17 protein-coding genes and 1 pseudogene are annotated in these 20,543 nt (G+C 68.8%); 9 read left to right on the top strand and 9 right to left on the bottom strand.

All coding sequences use genetic code 11. The annotated features are described in order from the left end of the window. Positions 1-25: 25 nt before the first annotated feature. The 3 genes from WH07_RS08905 to WH07_RS08895 form a co-directional block, all read right to left on the bottom strand. Entirely contained in the window at positions 26-973 is a 948-nt protein-coding gene (locus tag WH07_RS08905; protein WP_046497508.1) for a carbohydrate ABC transporter permease, read from the bottom strand. Positions 974-980: 7 nt separating this feature from the next. Next, complete coding sequence (locus WH07_RS08900) at positions 981-2,318, bottom strand: ABC transporter substrate-binding protein (RefSeq protein WP_046497506.1); 1,338 nt, start codon at positions 2,316-2,318, stop codon at positions 981-983. A gap of 296 nt (positions 2,319-2,614) precedes the next feature. Beyond that, positions 2,615-3,619, bottom strand: a complete 1,005-nt coding sequence (locus tag WH07_RS08895; RefSeq protein WP_046497504.1) for a LacI family DNA-binding transcriptional regulator — start codon at positions 3,617-3,619, stop codon at positions 2,615-2,617. A 172-nt stretch (positions 3,620-3,791) separates the two neighbouring features. Between WH07_RS08895 and WH07_RS08890 the strand changes: the two genes are divergently transcribed. The 5 genes and pseudogenes from WH07_RS08890 (at position 3,792) to WH07_RS08880 (ending at position 7,379) form a co-directional block, all read left to right on the top strand. Further along, positions 3,792-4,094 (top strand): hypothetical protein, encoded by a 303-nt coding sequence (locus WH07_RS08890; protein WP_046497503.1) that lies wholly within the window; start codon positions 3,792-3,794, stop codon positions 4,092-4,094. A 213-nt stretch (positions 4,095-4,307) separates the two neighbouring features. Continuing rightward, positions 4,308-4,613: pseudogene (locus WH07_RS42120) on the top strand (histidine kinase dimerization/phospho-acceptor domain-containing protein); the annotation flags it as partial. A 383-nt stretch (positions 4,614-4,996) separates the two neighbouring features. Next, positions 4,997-5,167, top strand: a complete 171-nt coding sequence (locus WH07_RS42115) for an ATP-binding protein (RefSeq protein ID WP_079023078.1) — start codon at positions 4,997-4,999, stop codon at positions 5,165-5,167. Between the two features lie 71 nt (positions 5,168-5,238). Next, positions 5,239-6,648 carry an MMPL family transporter gene (locus tag WH07_RS08885; RefSeq protein ID WP_052744300.1) on the top strand — a complete coding sequence of 470 codons (1,410 nt, stop codon included), beginning with the start codon at positions 5,239-5,241 and terminating at the stop codon, positions 6,646-6,648. Further along, positions 6,648-7,379, top strand: coding sequence for an LmeA family phospholipid-binding protein (locus tag WH07_RS08880; RefSeq protein WP_079023077.1), 732 nt, complete (start codon positions 6,648-6,650; stop codon positions 7,377-7,379). The genes WH07_RS08885 and WH07_RS08880 overlap by 1 nt, the downstream gene beginning before the upstream one ends. Before the next feature lie 58 nt (positions 7,380-7,437). Here the strand turns inward: WH07_RS08880 and WH07_RS08875 are convergent, their stop codons facing one another. After that, positions 7,438-8,622 (bottom strand): 4-hydroxybenzoate 3-monooxygenase, encoded by a 1,185-nt coding sequence (locus WH07_RS08875; protein ID WP_046497499.1) that lies wholly within the window; start codon positions 8,620-8,622, stop codon positions 7,438-7,440. A 99-nt stretch (positions 8,623-8,721) separates the two neighbouring features. Then, entirely contained in the window at positions 8,722-10,191 is a 1,470-nt protein-coding gene (locus WH07_RS08870) for an MFS transporter (RefSeq protein ID WP_046497497.1), read from the bottom strand. Between the two features lie 540 nt (positions 10,192-10,731). Between WH07_RS08870 and WH07_RS08865 the strand changes: the two genes are divergently transcribed. Together WH07_RS08865 and WH07_RS08860 are read left to right on the top strand one after the other, a co-directional pair. After that, complete coding sequence (locus WH07_RS08865; RefSeq protein ID WP_332836348.1) at positions 10,732-11,490, top strand: NHL repeat-containing protein; 759 nt, start codon at positions 10,732-10,734, stop codon at positions 11,488-11,490. A 215-nt stretch (positions 11,491-11,705) separates the two neighbouring features. After that, positions 11,706-12,755 carry an LLM class flavin-dependent oxidoreductase gene (locus tag WH07_RS08860; protein ID WP_046497493.1) on the top strand — a complete coding sequence of 350 codons (1,050 nt, stop codon included), beginning with the start codon at positions 11,706-11,708 and terminating at the stop codon, positions 12,753-12,755. Positions 12,756-12,849: 94 nt separating this feature from the next. On the opposite strand, the gene WH07_RS08855 is transcribed toward WH07_RS08860, so the two are convergent. From WH07_RS08855 to WH07_RS08845, 3 genes are all read right to left on the bottom strand, one after another. Beyond that, entirely contained in the window at positions 12,850-13,653 is an 804-nt protein-coding gene (locus tag WH07_RS08855) for a DUF4253 domain-containing protein (protein WP_046497491.1), read from the bottom strand. 274 nt (positions 13,654-13,927) lie between these two features. Continuing rightward, the gene (gene gap, locus WH07_RS08850; RefSeq protein ID WP_046497489.1) at positions 13,928-14,926 is read right to left on the bottom strand and encodes a type I glyceraldehyde-3-phosphate dehydrogenase; all 999 of its coding nucleotides are present in this window, start codon (positions 14,924-14,926) and stop codon (positions 13,928-13,930) included. A 108-nt stretch (positions 14,927-15,034) separates the two neighbouring features. Continuing rightward, positions 15,035-15,991: a GlxA family transcriptional regulator gene (locus WH07_RS08845; protein WP_046497543.1), complete on the bottom strand. Its 957-nt coding sequence runs from the start codon at positions 15,989-15,991 to the stop codon at positions 15,035-15,037. A gap of 128 nt (positions 15,992-16,119) precedes the next feature. On the opposite strand from WH07_RS08845, the gene WH07_RS08840 reads away from it, so the two are divergent. After that, complete coding sequence (locus WH07_RS08840) at positions 16,120-18,123, top strand: hypothetical protein (RefSeq protein ID WP_046497487.1); 2,004 nt, start codon at positions 16,120-16,122, stop codon at positions 18,121-18,123. A 68-nt stretch (positions 18,124-18,191) separates the two neighbouring features. Here WH07_RS08840 and map read toward each other — a convergent pair whose 3' ends face one another. Continuing rightward, a complete protein-coding gene (gene map, locus WH07_RS08835) occupies positions 18,192-18,974 on the bottom strand; it encodes a type I methionyl aminopeptidase (RefSeq protein ID WP_046497485.1) in 783 nt (260 codons plus the stop codon). Positions 18,975-19,242: 268 nt separating this feature from the next. On the opposite strand from map, the gene WH07_RS08830 reads away from it, so the two are divergent. Further along, entirely contained in the window at positions 19,243-19,983 is a 741-nt protein-coding gene (locus tag WH07_RS08830; RefSeq protein WP_046497483.1) for a VOC family protein, read from the top strand. The last annotated feature ends 560 nt before the right edge of the window (positions 19,984-20,543 follow it).

The raw sequence follows: 20,543 nt of genomic DNA, 5'->3' as shown, positions 1-20,543 counted from the left end.
CTTTCACGGATCAGGGGCTGATTGCTCACAGTCCGGCCCTCTTCGAGGTCAGTCGCATGAACCCGAAGCTCAACACGAAGGTGATGACCGCGATGACCACGGAGATCGCCGCTGCCTGCTGGTAGTTGTTTCCGGAGGCCACCGCGTAGGCGAGCATGTTCGGTGTGAACGTGCTGGAGATGTTCGAGGAGATCTGGCGCAGCACGGCCGGCTCGGCATAGAGCTGCAGTGTGCCGATGATCGAGAACACCGTGGTGAGGATGATCGACGGAGTGATGATCGGGACTTTGATCTGCCACGCGATCGTCCAGTTGCTCGCACCGTCGAGCTTGGCGGCCTCGTAGAGTTCCTCCGGGATCGACTGGAGTGCCGAGAACATGATCAGCATGTTGTAGCCGGTCCAGAGCCAGGTGGAGACATTCGCCGCCGACCACAGCACGGCGCCCGGGCCGAGGAAGTCGGGCTGGAGGCCGATGCCCTTCAGCAGGTCGACAACGGGGCTGAGCTGCGGGGAGTAGAGGTACGACCACGTGATCGCGGCGATGACACCGGGCACGGCGTACGGCATGAACGCGGCGATGCGGAAGAACGGCTTGATCTTCAACAGGGGAGTGTCGAGCAGCAGCGCCATGATCAGTGCGATGAACAGCATGACCGGCACCTGCACGATGCCGAACAGTCCGATCCGGCCGATGCTGGCCCAGAACTCGGTGTTCTGGAAGACCTGCGCATACTGTTCGAAACCACCGAAGGTCGTGTACGAGGTGCCGTACTGCCCGCCGGTGCGGCGCACCACCCGGAAGCTCTCCCAGATCGCGTAGGCGATCGGCACCAGGTAGAACAGCACGAACGGGAGGAAGAACGGGATCAGGAACGCGGCGATGGTGCCGGCCCGGGGGCCGCCGCCGTTGTGACGACGGCGGCCCCCGGAGGTCGCCACCACATGGGTCGCGCGGGTTGCGATGTCGGTCATGCTGCGGTCACTTGCCCGCCACAGCCGGGATCGCCTGATCCTTCATCGACTTCAGCGCGGCCGCCTGGGCGGCCGAGAGCGCGTCGGTGAGGGTGCCGCTGCCGGCCGTGGCCTTGGCCATCGCGTCCTGGAGCGCCAGATTCACCGTCTTCTGGGTGGGACCCCAGGTGAAGCCGGTGTCGATGTTCTTGGACGAGTCGGCGAACACGTCGAAGATCTTCTGGTTGTTGTAGTACGGGACGCCCTGTGAGAGCGCGGGAAGCTTCGCACCGGCGGTGGCCGCCGGGTAGAGGCCGCCCAGCTTGTTCTCCAGCGCGAGGGCCTCCGGGTCGGTGTTCAGCCAGGAGTTGAACTTGACCGACTCGTACAGATGCTTGTTGCCCTTCATGAACGCGACAGTGGAACCGCCCCAGTCGCCGGACGCGGCGCTCGAACCCCAGGTCGGCATCGGGACGATGGTCCACTTGCCGGCCTGGTCGGGCAGGTTGTCGCGGAACATGCTGTAGCCCCAGGCGGCGCCGACATAGGTGGCGAGCTGGTTCTTCTGGTACGCGGCGTACATCTGGGTCGAACCATGGGCGAGGTCGGTACGGACGAGCTTGGCGTCGATCAGCTTCTGCCAGTACTCGGCGACCTGCTTGCTCTGGTCGGACGCGACGGAGACATGCCACTTGTCACCGGAGTACGCGTACATCTCGGCGCTGTTCTGCCAGAGGAGTCCGTTGAACCACTCGGCGTTGTTCGGGTCGAAGGACGTGATGGTGAGGCTGGGGTCCGCGCTGTGCAGCTTCTGCGCGTCCGCCGCGTACTCGTCCCAGGTCTTCGGAATCGTGAGGCCGTGCTGCTTGAAGATGTCGCCGCGCACAAAGAGGGCCATCGGGCCGGTGTCCTGCGGGAAGGCGAACACACCGGTACCGCCGAAGCTGGCCTGCGACCAGGTCCACGGCACGAACTTCGACTCGGCCGCGGTGGCCGCTTTGCACGCCGAGGCGTCCACGAAGGCGTTCTGGGAGCGCAGATTGGGGAGTTCGTCGTAACCGACCTGAGCCAGCTCCGGAGCCTTGCCCGCCTTGAGGGCGTTGCCGATCGTGCCGTACTGGTCGTTGGAGATGTTCTTCGTCTCGACCTGGATGTCCGGGTTCTTCTTGTTCCACAGGGCGACGACCTGGTCCATGCCCGGAACGGTGTTCCAGTACTGGAGTGTGACCTTGCCCTTCGCGGGCGCACAGGGGGCCTCGGACGCGTCGTCACCCGACGGAGCGGGCGACGAGCACCCGGCGAGTACGGCGATACTGGCTGCCGCGGCGACGGCGGCTAGGCGGATACGCGTGACTGTGCTGCTCATATCTTCCGTTCCAGAGGACGACTAGCGACGGCGCTAGACGGGTCGACGTTGACACCTCAGGCGGGATGCCTTCTGGTTGGAATGGACAAGGACGCAACGGTGTCGGTTCAGCGCCGAGCGCCGTGGCGGGCAGGAGACCATGTATTCCATGTGTACTTGATCGGTGTGCGTGACTCCCGTGAGCGTTCACGTGAACGCTCACGGGAGCGCTCACGGGGCCTTTGTGAATTGGTCGGAAGTCTGCGCTTCGGTGCGGCCGAGTGTCAAGGCTTTCGGTCGCGCACGAGTCCGGCAGGTTAAGCGGAGCCGCCGGGCCGCAGCTCGGCCCGGACGACCAGACCGTCGGCCCCGAGCGGATCGATCCCGGTCAGCAGGCGCCCGACCTGGTCGATGGCGAGCGCGCCGAGCTTCCGTGTGTCGAGGGCGACGCTGGAGAGCGGGGGCTCGACGAGCGTGCCGAGCTGCAGGCCGTCGAAACCGATCACGGCGAGATCCTGCGGGACGCTCCTGCCGAGCCGGCGCGCCTCGCGCAGGGCGCCGATCGCGATGATGTCGTTGAAGGTGAAGACCGCGGTGACATCGGGGTGGGCGGCGAGCAGAGTCCTGAGAGCCGCGCCGCCGCCGTCGGCCGACTGGTCCGCGCCGACCACCAGGCCGGCGTCGATCCCGTACGCCGCCGCGGCCGTCGTGAACCACTCGCGCCGGATGCTCGGCTCGGCGCGGCCGTCGTGGTCGAGCATGCCGATCCGGCGGTGCCCGCGCGCCACCAGGTGCGCGACCGCGGCGCGGACGCCCTCCTCGCCGTCGATCCGGATCGAGCTGAACCGCGCCGTGTGGTGTTCGCGGCCGATCAGCACCACCGGGGCGCCACGGGTGAACCGTTCGAGATCGTCCTCGGAGCAGCGGAAGTAGCCGACGACCGCGTCCACTTGCGAGGTGATCACCTGGAGTGTGCCGAGTTCCTCCTCGGCGCTGTCCGCGGTGTCGTATACGACGACGTGCCAGCCGCGGGTCCGGGCCGCCTCCAGCGCGGCTGCGGCGACCTCGGTGAAGAACGGGTTGAGCAGGTCCGGGATCACCAGGCCGATGGTGGTGGTGTCCTGCCGGACCAGCCCGCGGGCGAACCGGCTCGGCCGGTAGCCGAGCTCGCGGGCGGCGTCGAGCACGCGCTGCTTGGTGGAGCCGTCGATCTCGTCCTTGTCGTTGAGCGCCCGCGACACGGTCTGACGGGACACCCCGGCGGACCGGGCGACGTCATGGATCGTGACCCTCCGGGGTTCCGTCCCCGACGACGACACCATCGCGTACCTCCCGCTGCTGGCGGGCACCCGTGTGTCCGCAGGGCCGAGTATGCCAGCGGTGGCGGCTCGGGCGGTCCGTCGACTACGGTCGGCAGCCGTTGCTCTTCACAACGGCCTTCGGCGCATGAACGCGTGGCGTGTGCGAAGTCACTTCCGCGGAGGATCGTCGGTCATGGAGTCCGGCCGGAAGCACCGGACGCTCAGTCGTTCCATCATCACCTCGACCACACTGGTCGCGGCCCTGGCCGCGCTTCTCACCTGCGTTTTCGCCTGGCATCTGGTGCGTTCCAGCACCGAGTCCGAGCAGCGTGAGACCCTGTCGCGGCAGGCGAAGGTGTGGGCCGACACACCACTGCTCTCGCGGCCGCTGCTGCGCCGGCAACAGCGCATCGCCGGCTTCAGCGGGCTGCGTCTCGCCCTGGTGCCACCGTTCGGGGCCGGTGACGGGCAGCTCCGCCACCGCGGTGGACGGTGAGACGGCCGCGGCGCTGCGCGCGGGACGGAGTGTGTCTCTCACTGCCGAGCTGGACGGAGCGGAGGTACTGCTGGAGGGAGCGCCGAGCTCCGCGGGTGGTGGCGTCGTGCTGACCCAGCCGCTCACCACCGTCGACGACGCGACGGCTCGTACCCGTCGTGTGCTGTTGCTCCCCGCTGCGATCGGCCTGGTCGGCGCGACACTGGGGGCGGTCTGCTGGCCCGGCACATCACCCGGCCCGTCAAACGCGCCGCGTCCTCGGCCCGGCGGCTCGCCGGCGGGGAGCGGGGAGTCACGGTGGAACCGGGCCGGCACTGGGAGATCGTCGACCTGGCAGAGGCACTCACAGCCCTGGACCAGGGCCTTCGCGGGAGCGAGAAACGTCAGCACGACTTCCTGATGTCGGTCTCCCACGAGTTGCGCACACCGCTGACGGCCATCCTCGGCTATGCGGAGGCCTTCGCGGAAGGAGTGATCGACGAGGACGAGGTGGCGCCTGTCGGCACCATCGTGCTGGCCGAGGCGCGCCGTCTCGAACACTTCATCAAGGATCTTCTCGATCTCGCCCGGCTGGACGCGGACGACTTCCGTCTGGATGTGCGGCGGATCGATCTCGACGCGCTGTTCGCGGAGGCGGCCAGGACATGGTCCGTACGCTGTGCGGGCCAGGATGTGCGGTTCCGCTACGACGGTCCCGGCCGGCCGCTGGAGCTCTCGACGGACGGTTTCCGGGTACGCCAGGTGATCGACGGACTTGCCGAGAACGCCTTGCGCGTCACACCACCCGGTGAACAGCTCGTCTTCGCTCTGTGTGACGCCGCGGGCGGGGCCCGGTTCCAGGTCCGTGACGGTGGGCCCGGCCTGACCGCCGACGACATTCCCATCGTTTTCGACCGCGTGCGCTGCATGCCCGTTACCGCGACAGCCGGCCCGTCGGCAGCGGCCTCGGTCTGGCCATCGTGCACCGCCTCGTCCGCCGTCTGGCCGGAGACATCAGTGTGGCCGGCACCTCGCCCGAGGGAGGAGCGTCTTTCACCATCACGCTCCCGTCGGCCCCGGACGCGAGTGCTTGACCGCTCCGTCCCGCATCCACATACCGCATCCGTATCCCGCATAGCGACCGCAGGGCACCGGAGGCGGCACTGTGCTCGGCAGAACCGTGTCGACGAGCGGCCGGGCCGTCATCGTGGCCGCCGTCACCGTGGCCATCGCTCTGGCCGGTCTCTACGCGTCAGGCATTGTGTTCATCGGCACTCTCGGTGCGGCCGCGGCCGTCACCGTCGTGGTTGCGGCCGGCGCCTCTCTCACACTGGCACCCGCTCTCCTCGGAGTCGTCGGCACGAAGATCGACAAGTGGCACGTCCGTACCCCGGTCGACGAACCCGACGCGCAGGACGACATCTGGGCCCGCTGGGCCGCGAACGTCAAGCGGCGTCCCCGGGCATGCCTGGTGGCCGGCGTTCTGCTGCTGGGAATCCTCGCCGTCCCCGCCGCGTCGATCGATCTCGGACACCTGGACCCGGGCAACGATCCCGCGCAGACCACCAGCCGCCGTGCGTACGACCTGATGACGGAGGGATTCGGCCCCGGCACCAACGGGCCGCTCACCGTTGTCGTCGAACTCGACGCGAAGCAGACGCCCACGTCCGGCGACCGCCAGGTGCTCGCCGACTCCGTACGGGACGCCATCGCGGACACCGGCGATGTCGCCTCGGTGGGCCCCGCCGTCACCAGTCCCGACAACGCGCTCTTCACCGTCAGCGTCACACCGAGGACGGGCCCTCAGGACGATGCCACCGCTGAGCTGGCCCACACCCTCCAGGACACCGTGCTGCCCAGGACGGTGGAGAACGCCGGCGCGCGGGCGTATGTCACCGGCACGACGGCCGGGCAGATCGCCTTCACCGACATCGTCGTCGAACGACTGCCGCTCATCATCGCCGTTGTCGTCGCCGCCGCGTTCCTCCTGCTGCTCCTGGTCTTCCGGAGCGTTGTGATCGCGATCAGTGCCGCGATCCTCAACATGCTGTCGATCGCCGCCTACGGTGTTGTGGTCGCCGTGTTCCAGTGGGGCTGGGGCGGGGAGTGGATCGGGGTCCATGAGACCGTTCCCATCGAGTCCTACGTCCCGATGATGATGTTCGCCATTGTCTTCGGTCTCTCCATGGACTACGAGGTGTTCCTGCTCTCACGCGCCAGGGAAGCCTGGATCCACACGCGGGACAACGACGCCAGTATCGCCGCCGGGCTGAGTTCCACCGCACGTGTCATCACCTCGGCGGCGCTCATCATGACGAGTGTGTTCCTGGCCTTCCTGCTGTCCGACAGCGTCGTGATCAAGATGATCTCCCTCGGCCTGGCCGTCAGTGTCATCATCGACGCCACCGTCGTACGCCTTCTCCTGGGCCCGGCATCGATGTATCTGTTCAAGGGCACCAACTGGTGGATCCCCGGCTGGCTCGACCGGATCCTGCCGCGTTTCGACCCCGAAGGACCCTCGGACATGACCCACGCCGCCGCGCCGGGGTCCGACGACCGGTGCGAGGGGGCCTGATGCGCCGGAAACCCTTTCGGCGACACCCCCTCAGCCGTTTCAGCAGGCTCCCGAAGAACAGACTCCTCACGGCGGCGCTGCTCGCATGCGCCACTGCCGTGATCCTGGTCGTGGCGGCCGACCTTGTCGCCCGTACGGTCATCGAGAACAGGATCTCCTCCGCCTTGTCGAAGAGTCTGGGGCACGACGTCGACGTGCGACCGGGCGGTTCGCTCCCGCTGATCGCGGTAGCGCGGAAGCACATCGACACCGTGGACGTGAACAGCGACAACGCCAGGATCGGCAGCCTTGAGAACGTGGCCATGCACATCCGGCTCAACGATGTCCGGTTCGGTGGTGGCACGACCACGATCGGAGGCGTACGGGCCGAGATCGACGTGCCGGCGCGTGCGATAGCGCAACAGGTCGGCCAGGGCAAGGTCCAGGTCGCGGGGGTTTGGCCCGACCCCGGCTCAGGCACACTCACACTCCAGATGGGACCGGGCGGAGTCGCGGAGGTCGGCCTCAGACCCGAGATCGACGCGGGCCGTCTGGCCTTCGTGCTCGACGGGGTGAACATCTTCGGCCGGCCGGCGCCCGACCAGTACAGACAGGCCATCGAGGACTGGCTGTCCAACAGCCCCCGGCAGAAAGCGTATCCGCTCGGTATGTCCATGAAGTCGGTTCAGGTGACCGACACCGGCATACGGGTCACACTGCGGGGCAACCCCACCGAACTGAAACGTTCCTGATGCCCTCAGGCCACCGCGGTGGGACCGTACCTGAACCGCCTCTCTCAACCCGCCCCTCTCAGTGGGGCAACGGCAAACCCGTGTAGTTCTCGGCCAGTTCGGCTGCCGCGTGCCGTGACGTCGCCACCCGCTCCAACTGCGACAACTGCAAACGCGTCTCGAAAGCCGACTGGGCCGGATCGGCATGCAGCGTCGTCGTCATGAAGTACGAGAAGTGTTCTGCCCGCCACACCCGCCGCAGACAGGTGTCGGAGTACGTGTCCAGCAGCTCGGCCGAGCCCGTACGCCGCCATGCGATCAGCGCACGCGCCAGCACGATCACATCGGCGGCGGCCAGGTTCAGCCCCTTCGCCCCGGCCGGCGGGACGATATGGGCCGCGTCGCCCGCCAGGAACACCCGGCCGTGGCACATGGGTTCGGTCACCTGGCTGCGCATCGGCAGCACCGCCTTGGACGTCACCGGCCCCCGCTCCAGTTTCCATCCGGGGTCGGTGTCCGTCGCGAACCGCGCGTCGAGTTCGTCCCAGATCCGCTCGTCGGACCAGCCCTCGGGATCGGTGCCGTTGGGCACCTGGAGGTAGAGCCGGCTGACCGAAGCCGACCGCATGCTGGCGAGTGCGAAGCCGCGCGCCGAGTGGGCGTAGATCAACTCCGCGTACACGGGCGGCGCTTCGGCCAGAATGCCGAGCCAGGAGTAGGGGTACGTCCGCTCGTACGTGGTGCGCACGGACGCGGGGACCGCATGGCGGCTCACACCGTGGAAGCCGTCGCAGCCGATGACGAAGTCGCAGGTCAGTGTCTGCTCCCGGTCTTCGTGCAGATACCGGATCGTGGGGCTGTCGCTGCCGGCGCCCTCGACGGCGGTCACCTCGGTGCCGAACAGCAGCGGGCCGCCGTCGGCGAGTTGGAGGGCTATGAGGTCCTTCACCACCTCGGTCTGGGCGTACACCATCACCCCGCGCCCGCCGGTGAGGGACGAGAAGTCGACGCGGTGCCTGCGGCGGTTGAAGCGCAGCTCGATGCCGTGATGAGGCATGCCCTCGCGGTCCATCCGTTCCCCCGCCCCGGCGGCGCGGAGGGCGTCGACGGTGGCCTGTTCGAGGACGCCGGCACGCTGCCTGTGCTCGACGTACGCGCGGTCGCGGCGCTCCAGGACGACGCTGTCGATGCCCGCGTTGTGGAGCAGCCTCGCCAGGAGCAGCCCCGCGGGTCCGGCGCCGACGATGCCGACGGTGGTGCGCATCAGCGGTCCTCTTTCATCTGTTGCCGCTCCGCCACTTGTTGCCGCGCTGGTTCCGCTTCTTCTGCTCACCCGCGTCCCGGAGCCGCCCGGGCGGTCGGGTCAGACCGGGGCGAGCGATGCCGTTCGCTGTTCCCGTACGTACAGGTAGATCACCGCGCTGGCGATCATCAGGCCACCGTCGATGTAGATGGCCCCGACCCACGTACCGTACGTGTCGAAGAGCGCGCCGCCGAGCGCCGGGCTGATGACCGCGCCGATCTCGCCGATCAGATTCCACATGCCGAACGCGGCTCCCCGCTGATGCTCCTCGACGACCTCGGCGACAAGTGCGTGAGCCATGGGCTGCAGGGCGTTGAAGAACAGGCTGGCGGTGAAGAGCATCACCGACATGACCACCAGCGAAGGCTTCCCCGCCATCTGCAGATAGGCCCCGAACGCCAGCACGAGCACCCCCTGGATCAGGGTGAACCAGACCAGCATGGGCCTGCGGCCCCAGCCCCGCGTCTTCGCCCAGTCGGAGAGCAGTCCGCCGGCGGGAAAGCCGAGGATGCCGGCTCCGGCGTTGAAGGTGGCGACCAGCGCGGCCTGAGCGAACGAGCTGTGGGCGGCGTCGGCGACGATCGAGACCGACCAGAAACTGAAGAACCACAGATTCCACAGAATGGCGACGGCGGCGATGCTCAGCAGCATCGCGTCCCGGTTGCGGACGATCGCGCCGGCCTGCCCGCCGCGCCGTGCGAAGATGACACCGACGAGCAGCAGCGCGAGCAGGGTCTCGGCGACGGCCACGCCCCAGGCGGGCATGCCTGCGCTGTCGGCCACGAGATAGACCGCCATGACCGCGGCGCAGAAGAGCGCCGATATGCCCAGCAGCCGCACGGTGGAGCCGCCCGCCTTGAGCGGCCCGCCGAGACGGCGCAGGTACGGCACCATCACGAAGCCGAAGAGCAGGGTGGCACCGCCGAGGACCAGGAACGGCATGCGCCAGCCGTCCTCCTTCCCGAAGGAGTCGACGCCCCAGTCGAGGAGGTACGGGGCGCCGATCGTGGCGATGGTCAGGCCGAGCGAGAGCCCGGTGATGACGACGCCCATGCCGAGACTGACCTTGCCCGGTGGCGAGTGCTTGGCGATCAGGGTGCGGTCGTTGGAGTAGAAGACGCCCTCGCCGAGCCCGGTCAGCACGCGCAGCGCGACGAACACGATCAGACCGGTGACCAGGCCGGTCAGTACGGTCGTCACGCCGGCCCAGACCAGGGATATCGCGAGCATCGCACGGTGGCCGTACCGGTCGCCGAGGTAGCCGCCGGGGTACTGGGTGAGCATGTAGCCCGCGAAGAAGAGACTGCCGATGAGCCCGCCGAGCGCGTGGGGATGGCTGGACCCGCCGATCAGGCCGATGTCGTTGTTGATCAGCCAGGTCACGACCGGACCGGTGATGGCGCGGTCGGCATAGCTGAAGAGCCAGCCGCCGAGAAGCACGGCCCAGAGTGTGTGGTAAGGCTGCCAGACCCGGCGTTCTCCGCCGGTGACCGGCCCGCTCGATCCCGCGTCGGTTGTCCGCGGCTGCATCGCGAGGACCCCTTCCCTTGACGCTCGTTCGCCATGTGAACTTTTCTTCGGCGTGCTGGGCGGTGGGATGGTGCCACCGCCCCGGGGACCCGTCAACGGTCCTGGCGCTTCCGTGTCCGGACGGTGCGCCTGGCACCGTCCGGACAGTGCCAGGCGCACAACCCGTCCGAAATCCCGATCTCCGGGGCGCACCCGGCAGCGGTCTGATGGGCCGTCATCGGTGAGGAGACGGATGCGGGTGTGTTCCGGTCAATCCGTGTATGCGGCCGGGGTGTGTGGTGGGGTGTGGGGGACGTGTACCGGATTCTTGGGAGGACGCTCGTCATGCAACGTTCTTTCGCGCGGCGGAGTTTGTTCGGAGCCGCTGCCGCTGTGGGTGGTGCGGCGCTTGTGGGTCCGCCGGGCGGTACGGCGGCCGCCGCGGCATCTGTGCGGAGGCGGTGGCCGGCCCGGTTTCCCCTGCCGGACGGTTTCCGGCCCGAGGGCATCACCATCGGTTCGGAGCCGTACGCCTATTTCGGATCGATGGCGCACGGCGCTGTGTACCGTGCGAACCTCGCGACCGGCAGAGGCCGGATCGTCATCCAGGGGCCCGGTCCCGAACACCCCGTCGCCGGACTCAAGATCGATGCCTGGGGCAGGCTGTTCCTGTGCGGCGGGGCGAGCGGCGAGATCCGGATCGCCGACCTCCGTACGGGCAGGATCACGAAGACCTTCTCCGTGGGCACGGACCTGACGCTGGTCAATGATGTGTTCCTGACGCCCGATGCCGCCTGGTTCACGGACTCGTTCGAACCGCAGCTCTACAAGCTGCCGCTCGGCCGGCGGGGCGAGCCCGCGGACCGGGTCGTCACCGTGCCGCTGTCCGGCGACTGGGTCCAGGGGGCGGTCATCACCGGGAACGGCATTACCGCGACACCGGACGGCCGTGCACTGCTGGTGGTCAACGACTTCGCCGACGGGGGCAGCCTGATGCGGGTGAATCCCCGTACCGGGGTGGCGCGCAGAGTGGACATCGGCCCGCTCCTCCTGCCCAACGGCGACGGCCTGCTCCTCCTCGGCCGTCTCCTCTATGTCGTGCAGCAGCGCCAGAACGCGATTGACGTTCTGCGGCTCGACGCCGCCGGTACGAGGGGCACCGCGGTCACCCGTATCACCGACCCGGAGCACTTCCGCGTCCCGACGACGGCCGCCGTCCACGGCGACCGTATCTATCTCCCCAACGCCCGCTTCGACGTCGAGGCACCGACACCCGAGACGGACTACGACGTCGTCTCCGTGGAGCGCGTCCGCGCCTGACCGGCTTTTCCGTGTGGCCGGGCAGGCTGTTCCGGGCCTGCCCGGCCGAGTGCCTGTGCGACGTGTGTGGGCGGTCCGGAGCGGTGAGTGCCTGGTCCCGTACTGATCAACTGTGTTGTGGCACTGGACAGTTGGCGGATCGCGTCCACACTCTCGGGTGAGGTAACCGGCCCGGCGGTTCATACCGCCCGTTCCCGCTACGGAAGGCGGCGCCCGTGAAATTCAGCTACGCGATGCTCCCCGACTATCCGCTCCAGGAGTCACTGGCCTCGATCAGGCTCGCCGATGAGCTGGGCTTCCACGCGTGTTATGCCGCTGACGAGACCTGGCACAAAGACCTGTGGCTGCTCTTCGCCGCGGCCGCGGGCCAGACCAGCCAGATCCGCCTCGGCCCGAGCGTCTCCCCCGTAACGCTCCGGGAGCCCACCCTGATCGCCCAGGCCCTGGCGACACTTGACGAGCTGTCCGGCGGGCGGGCCGAGGGCGTGCTGTCCAGCGGGAACTTCGGGCTGCTGGCCCAGTACGGCATCGAGTGGGCCCGGGCCCGGCCGTTGTCACGGGTCAAGGAGGCGCTGCATGTGGTGCGTACGGTGCTGGACGAGGGCGCCATCTCGTACGACGGCGAGTTCTTCACCTACAACGGGCTGTTCACCTTCGCCCGCCCCGTCCAGGAGCGTGTGCCGCTCAAGCTCGGCGCGATGCGCGGGCCCAAGTCCTTCGAAGCGGCGGGGGAGTTGTCCGACGGCTGCCATCACGCGCTGAGCTATACGCGGGAGGCGTACGAATACGCGGTACGGCACATCCGGGCCGGGGCCGAGCGGGCGGGGAAGGACTGGCGGTCACTGGACATAGGCGCCTGGGTCGTCTTCGCCACCGGGCCCGACTCCGCGGCCGCCAAGGACGCGGCCCGCAGCATGGTGGGCATCTACGCCTCCTCGATGCCCGAGGAACAGCTGCTCCGCAACGGGGTCGATCCGGGCGAGGTGAAACCGGTCATCGACGCCATCGCAGCGGGTGACCTGGCCCGAGGCATCGAGCTGACCACGCCCGCGATCGCCGAACGCCTCTCCATAGCGGGCACCCCCGAGGAGTGTCTGGAGAAGATCCAGCGGGAGATCGCACCCAGCGGCGTCAACCACATGATCTGCGCCATCACCGACCGCAGCCTCGTCAAGGCCTTCACCGGCCGCGATCTGGCGGGTGCGGCCGATGTGAACACGCAGCTCCGCCTGATCCACGACAAGATCATGCAGGCCTTCACCTGACCTGCGCCCCTCCGCCGTCACCGCGGGGATCCGGCGGCGTCCGCGACCTGGGTGGCCTCGACCGGGTACGGCGAAGGCCGCACCCCTTGGCCGGTCAGTCCCACCAGAATTCCCAGCAATTCATGCCGATGAGCTGATCCGCGTAGGCGGCCAAAGTCGGCGGGTGTCGTCGCTGCCAGACGTTGTCCGGACAGAACGCGAAGTGCTCGGCCGCGACCGCCAACGCGTCCTCGTGGTCGGCCGGCGGCGCGGCGATGCTCAGATGAAGGGTTCCGAAGCCGACCGCTACGACGCGTGCGCCGAAGCGCTCTTCCCAGCTCCGTACGACTGCGGCGTATTTGCCGGTGTCGTCGTAGTTGACCGGGCCGCCCCAGCCGACAGCGGCAAGTGCGTCAGCTCCCCGAGGGGCTTGCACCAGACCGAGCCGGGCACCGGGGTGCTCGGAGACAAAAACCCCGGCGTACTCGGCTGCCGTCTCGTCCGGGTCCAATGCGCTTTCGCGGGCCGGGGCGAGGCCCGGCCAGGCCTGTTCGAAGGGCGCTGTGACGGCCAGACGATCGGCTCGTGACAAATTGTCGTCGTCGTCGAAATCGGTGTGTTCCTTCCACCATTGCGCAAGAACCGTGGACGGATCGTGGCTCTCCGGCGAGGACACGCGCTCCGGGAACAGTTCACCCGACGCCCAGGGCCGGAACTCCTGGTCATGCTCCAGAGGGACGAGCAGGAGAGGCCACAGACCGGAGTCGCCGTGAGCTTCCCGTATCTGCGCCCAGAGACCGGCGGAGGCCGGCGTGTCGCTCAGCCACAGGGGCTGGACATCGCCGTCACCCTCATCGGACGTGATCATGGCACCGGACGGCAGCGGAATACCGAGAGACCGCAGAAATTCTGGATTCACGGGCGGATGCTAGCGCCGGGGTACGACACCCGCGCCTTCGGGTCAGGGCCGGACCGGCACGCGGCATTGCCTCAACTCGGCGACAACGCCGACTTCGGCTGCTCGGTCGAAGGGCACACGTGCATGTCCGGCCGCCGGAGCTGCGCGGTTGCCCCTCGACTTCGTCGCCGTTCAGGCGCCGCATGCGCACGGAATCGCTGATCAAGACCCCGCGCACCAGTGGACGAGTACACGACGCGACCGACCACTGGTGTTCGCTGCCCCGGTTTCCCGGTCAACTCGCGGCGAGGAGTTCGAGCGTGTCGACCACGCGGTTCGAGAAGCCCCACTCGTTGTCGTACCAGGCCACCACCTTTACGTGGCGGCCGTCGACGCGGGTGAGAGCCGAGTCGAAGATCGACGAGGCCGGGTTGCCCGTGATGTCGGACGACACGAGCGGGTCATCCGAGTACTCGAGGACACCGGCGAGCGGCCCCTCCGCCGCGGTGCGGTACGCCGCCAGCACCTCGTCGCGCGTCACGTCGCGAGCGACGGTCGTGTTGAGTTCCACGATCGAACCGACCGGAACCGGCACCCGGATCGAGTCGCCAGACAGCTTGCCGTCGAGGTTCGGCAGCACGAGTCCGATCGCCTTGGCGGCGCCCGTCGTCGTCGGCACGATGTTGACAGCGGCGGCCCGAGCGCGGCGGGCGTCGCGGTGCGGACCGTCCTGCAGGTTCTGCTCCTGCGTGTAGGCGTGCACCGTCGTCATGAAGCCGTGCTCGATGCCGGCGAGACCGTCCAGCACCGCGGCCAGCGGCGCGAGCGCGTTGGTCGTGCACGAGGCGTTCGAGACGACCGTGTGCGCCGCCGGGTCGTACGTGTCGGTGTTGATCCCGAACGCGAGTGTGACATCGGCGCCGTCCGCCGGCGCGCTGACAAGTACCCTTTTCGCGCCCGCGCCGATATGAGCGCGGGCTGCCGTGGCCGACGTGAAGCGGCCGGTCGCCTCAAGCACGATGTCGACGCCGAGCTCGGCCCACGGAAGCTGCGCCGGCTCGCGCTCGGCGAGCACGGTGATGCGGCGGCCGTCGACGACGAGCGCGTCGCCGTCGGCAGTCACCGGGCGGCCGAGCCGGCCCGCCGTCGTGTCGTAGGCGAGCAGCCGAGCGAGGGTGGCGGGCTCCGTGAGGTCATTGACGGCGACGACCTCCAAGCCGCTGTCGCGTTCGAGCAGCGCGCGCAGCACATTGCGTCCGATGCGGCCGAATCCGTTGATGGCGATGCGAGTCATGAGGGGTGTCCTTTCCGGGTTCGCCATCAGGTTCTCGCGCGGCATCCGCTGGTGACAGCGGCGTGGTCGCCACGGTCCAAAAGGATCACGCCACGTGGTGGCGACGGGCTACTCGCCCTGGGCGAAGGTACGCCGGTACTCGCTCGGCGTCGTGCCGAGGATCCGCTGGAAGTGCAGCCGCAGATTCGCGCCGGTGCCGAGCCCGGCGTCGGCGGCGATCTGCTCGATGCCCCGCTCCGAACGTTCGAGCAGCTCACGGGCCACGTCGATACGGGCACGCATGACCCACTGCATCGGTGTGTACCCCGTGTCCTCCACGAAGCGCCGCGAGAACGTGCGGGGCGACACCGCCGCGTGCCGGGCGAGCGCTTCAAGGGTGAGGGGCTCGCCGAGCCGGTGCAGCGCCCACTCCCGGGTGGCGGCGAACCGCTCGCCGAGCGACTCGGGCACACTGCGCGGTACGTACTGTGCCTGACCGCCGCTGCGGTAGGGGGCCGCCACCAGGCGCCGGGCGGCGTGGTTTGACGCGGCCACCCCCAGATCGCCGCGCAGGATGTGCAGGCACAGGTCGAGGCCCGAGGCGGCGCCGGCCGATGTCAGCACACTGCCCTCGTCGACGAACAGAACGTTCGCGTCGACCCGGACGAGCGGACGCTTCGCCGCGAGTGCCCGTGTGTAGTGCCAGTGCGTCGTGGCGCGCTTGCCGTCGAGCAGGCCCGTGGCGGCGAGCGCGAAGGCGCCCGTCGAGATGGCGGCGAGCCGCGCGCCCCGATCGTGGGCGGCGATCAGCGCGTCGACGATGACCGGCGGCGGATCGTCACGGTCCGGGTGCCGGTAGCCGGGAATGAAGACGATGTCGGCCCACGCGAGTGCGTCGATGCCATGGGCGACGTAGTACGACAGGCCGTCACCGCCGGCCACGAGACCTGGCGCCGCGCCGCACACCCGCACCTCGTACGGCATGCTCGCGCGGGTCGTGAAGACCTGCGCGGGAATACCGACATCGAGAGGCTTTGCGCCTTCGAGCACGAGGACGGCGACACGACGCAGGGGTGAGGCTGCCACGGTGAAGAGGGTACGTGGGGCGCGAAGGCGCATCGGCCCCGGTTCCCGAAGCCGCGCAGGTCGCGGCACTGGTTGTTGAGAAGACCCGTTGAGCAGACGGAGAGCCGCTTCGGGCACGATGGGCTCCCATGACGGGTGGGGATGGCGAGCTCTTGGAGCTGTTGCGGCGTGCGGGGCTGGAAGTCGTGGGGGACCGTCGGACCGAGCAGGTACTGCCGCCCCGGGCAGCCTGGCGGTCGGTCGTCTCGGGCGACGCCAAGCCGACGATGGCTGTGCGGGAGGACCTGCCCGGCCTGATCGCCGAGCTCAACGCGCAGTGGCACCGGCTCGCGGCCGGCAAGGGGATCATCGGCGAGGACGGCGTATTCCTCATCGATGTCGCCGGCCACTGGACGGGCTGTGCGCCCAGGCGCTGGACGCGGGTGCGGCTCACCGGTCAGTGGGACCTCGCCGGAGTCCTCGGTGAGCGCCCCGGGCAGCCGGAGTTCATCACCCTCGCGACGGACGGCAGCACCCTGCTCGGGGTGACCACCGAAGAGGACGAGGTCTGGTTCACCCTGCTGGACCACATCGGGGAGCGGCAGGAGGCAGCCGCGCGGGCGGCAGCCCAGGAAACCCCTCGGGAGCGGGAAGCCGCTTGGGCGGCACTGCTCCAGGGACCGGGGCCTTCGACAAGGCTGCGGCAGATGTGGGCGGACGGGCTGTGCCTCAACCCCGCCACCCCCGATCACCTCCGCGCCCGCCTCCTGGGCCTGTCGCACTACCTCCTGTGGCGCCCACTGCCGACGGCGGTCGTCGAGGCGGCCATGGTCCACCCGGAGCGGAAGCTGCGGCAGTTGCTGGCCGAGGCGCAGCCGAACATCACCACTGAACAGTGGGCCCGCCTGATCCTGGACGAAGAGGAATCCCGGCACCGGTGGATCCTCACCATGCTCGCGGCAGACCGGCGTGTCGAACTCACCGACGCCGTGTACGAGCAGCTCGCAGCGGACCCGTCCGCACGCGTCCGCGAAGAGACCGCTCGCCTTTACGGCCTGCCCGTATCGGTACTCATCGCCCTGGCCGTCGACGTCGACCCGTCCGTACGAGCCCTGGCCTGCCGGAGGGCCTGGCCCCATCTGGACACCGCGACCCGGCGCGCGCTGCTGGCCGACGCCGACGGCAAGGTCCGCGTCGAAGCACTGCTCCAGTACCACCAGCAGCACCCGATGCCCCCGTCGGTCTTTGACACGGCGGAACTCGCAGACCGCGCGGTGGGTACGTGCCGTCTGGAGCGCGGCCTCGCCGAGTACCTGGCCCACCACGGCGACCCGGCCCAGCGCTGCTCCCTCGCGGGCAACCCGCACCTGGACCCGGACCTGGTGCTGCTCCTTGCCCGGGACCCCGACGAGAGCGTCCGTTCCGTGGTGGCCATACGCCCCGACCTCACCGAGGAACAACGGGCGGACATCCCCATCGACTTCGACCCGCGCGGCCGCCACTACCCGCTCGACTGGGTCGTGGCGCTGCACCAGGACCCCGGCGCCATGCGCCGCTTGGCCGCCTCCGCCCACCCTCTCGTACGACGAAGCGTCGCCCGGGCCCGACGCCTCCCACCGGACGTCGTCGAACGCCTCGCCCGCGATGAGGACCGGGTCGTCCAGCTCTTCCTCGCGGAATCCTGCGACGACGCACCCGCGGACATGCTGCTGAGAGTGTGGCAGTGGTGGACGGGCAGCCTCAGCACCCCCGATCGCCCCCACGGCCACCCGAACTTCCCCCGTCACGGCGTGCTCCGTTACGCCGACGACCCGAACCCACGGATGCGTCAACTGGCCCTGGACGACCCGGAGTCGACCGCCGAGCTGGTCGAGCGGTTCAGCCGGGACAGTGATGAGGAAGTCCGGCACTGGGCCGCCACCGACCCCCGTCTGACGCCCGAGTCGGCGGTGCGGCTGCTGGACGACCCGTACGAGTGGGTGCGCGACACGGCCGCCCGGCACCCCGGACTGCCCGCGCGGGTGCTGATCGGGCTGCTGAAGGACACCGATACGGCGCAAGCCGCGGCCCAGCACCCGGCATTGCCCGTCTCCGTCATGGAACAGATGCTCCAGCGGATCCAGCCCACGGCCGACGCCACACCGGGGCCATGAGCCGGCACAGCGACTACGTGGCTGCTCGCGGACCTGGCCCCACAGCCGCCCTGCATGGGGCTCCGAACTCAGGGCCGCGCCTGCGTCGGCAAGGTGAGGATTTCGGCTCCGTCGTCGGTGATGGCGATGGTGTGCTCACTGTGTGCTGTCCGGCAGCCTGTCGCACTTCGGAGCGTCCACCCGTCGGCATCGGTGACGAGTTGAGCGGTGTCCGCCATGACCCACGGTTCCAGCGCCAGCAGCAGCCCGGGGCGCAGTTTGTATCCACGGCCGGGCCGTCCGGTGTTCGAAACGTGCGGGTCCTGGTGCATCGTCGATCCGATGCCATGACCTCCGAACTCGGTGTTGATCGGGTACCCCGCCTCGCGGAGGACCGTGCCGATGGCATGGGAGATGTCGCCGATACGAGCCCCGGGCCCGGCAGCGGCGATCCCCGCGGCCAGCGCACGTTCGGTCGCACTGATCAGCGCGACGCTCTCCGGGGGCTTCGTGTCGCCCACGATGAAGCTGATGGCGGCGTCTGCGGCGACTCCGCCTCTGGAGACGGCGAGGTCGAGTGTCAGCAGGTCGCCGTCGGCAAGCGTGTGATCGTGTGGCCGTCCGTGGAGTACGGCGTCATTGACGGCCGTGCAGATGTAGTGGCCGAACGGGCCGCGTCCGAAGGACGGTTCGTAGTCGACATAGCAGGACTGCGCTCCGGCCTCGACGATCATTGCCTTGGCCCACCGGTCGATGTCCAGAAGGTTCGTGCCGATCGTGCTGCGGCTCTTCAGCGTCTGCAGGATGTCGGCGACCAGGGCACCCGTGTCTTTGGCCCGGGCCAGTAGGGTGGGGTTCAGGATCTCGATCACGGGGTGCCCTTCTCATGCAACCAATAACTATACCGGTCAAACTATACCGGTACGGGAATTGGGCTCCTGGTCGGGCTGCCGCTCACTCCTGCGGATCGACCAGCTCTGGTCACAACGCACCTGGGCGGTTGGCCTCGTAACTCTCGACACTCTCGATGCGGCACTCGTCGGCGGGCCGGCCGCTGCCTTGGCCCGTCGGCCAGAGAGCTGATCTCGGATTGGGGACGGTCCGGATACCGTTGCGGAGCGGGTGCATAGGATCGTCCGCATGGCAATGCGACCTGTTCAGGTGAACATAAAGGCTCTTGACGCCTTGGCGGTAGGCCGGTTCTGGGCGGAGGCGCTCGGCTGGAGTGCTTACAGTCCCGGCGTGACCACCTACGTCGGACCTGCCGGCGGCCTCGTCTGGCCGGACCCGGTCGCCGTCGGTGTCGATGTCGTTCCCGTCCCGGAACCCAAGACAGCGGTCAAGAATCGTGTGCACCTCGACCTCGCCACCACCTCCGCGGCCCATCAGACGGAGTTGGTCGCACGCCTCCGGGCCCTCGGCGCGACGCCCGCCGATGTGGGCCAGGGCGAAGTGCCGTGGACGGTCCTCGCCGACCCGGAGGGCAGCGAGTTCTGCGTGCTGGAGCCCCGGGAGGTCTACCGGGACACCGGGCCGATCGCCGCGGTGGTGGTCGACTGTGCGGATCCCCGGGCCATGGCCCGGTTCTGGGGCGAGGCGATGGACTGGACCCTGCACGAGGTGACCGACGACCAAGCGGTGCTGCGCTCCGCCAAGGGGGTCGGCCCGTATCTCGAATTCCTCCGCACGCCCGACGTGAAGACCGTGCCGGACCGCATCCATCTTGATCTGCTGCCGTACCCCGGTGACGACAAAACGGCGGAGGTGGCCCGGCTGCGGGCCCTCGGCGCCACCGACCTGGACCTCGGCCAGGGCGACGTCCCGTGGACGTGCCTGACCGACCCGGAGGGCCATGAGTTCTGCGTCCTCGCTCTGTCCTGACTCGGTGCCCTGAGGTTGACCGATTGATCACCCAACTGCTTTCGCGACGTGAGGGAATCAACGGCCTGCCGGCGTTCTTCCTCATCCGTCTGGGCCGGGACACCGGCTCGTACCGGCCTTCGGACGTGCCACGGCTGGAGACGGCGACCCGGTTGCTTCCGCGCGTGGTGGTGAGCGCGGCGGTCACATAGGTCTCGTCGTCGATCCGTCGTCGCACAGCTTGCCATCGAACCGGACCGTCTCCTTGGCAGGACAACCAACCCAGGATGGCGACGCTACGTGCATGTGCGGAAGCGCGGCGTTCAGGAAGGAAACGTGCGCGTGACCTCATCAGCGGTCCCGGCATCCCTCCGCTTGCCATCCAGCCAGTGAAGTGGAGCGACGAACACGTTGATCACTTCGGCCTGGAGGGCGACCCGTAGCCCTCCGCACCTGCGGACGGCTGTTGACGGTTCTATCGTGCTGGAAAACACACTCGAGCCGGGTGAACAGTACGGCCGCAGCCGCTGCAGGCCAGACGGCCACCAGACCTGCGTGGACGTAGTGCCTCCGCACGCTGC

This window comes from Streptomyces odonnellii (genome assembly GCF_000981895.1).
GTDB lineage: Bacteria > Actinomycetota > Actinomycetes > Streptomycetales > Streptomycetaceae > Streptomyces > Streptomyces odonnellii.
This window is presented reverse-complemented; position numbering and strand designations above follow the sequence as displayed.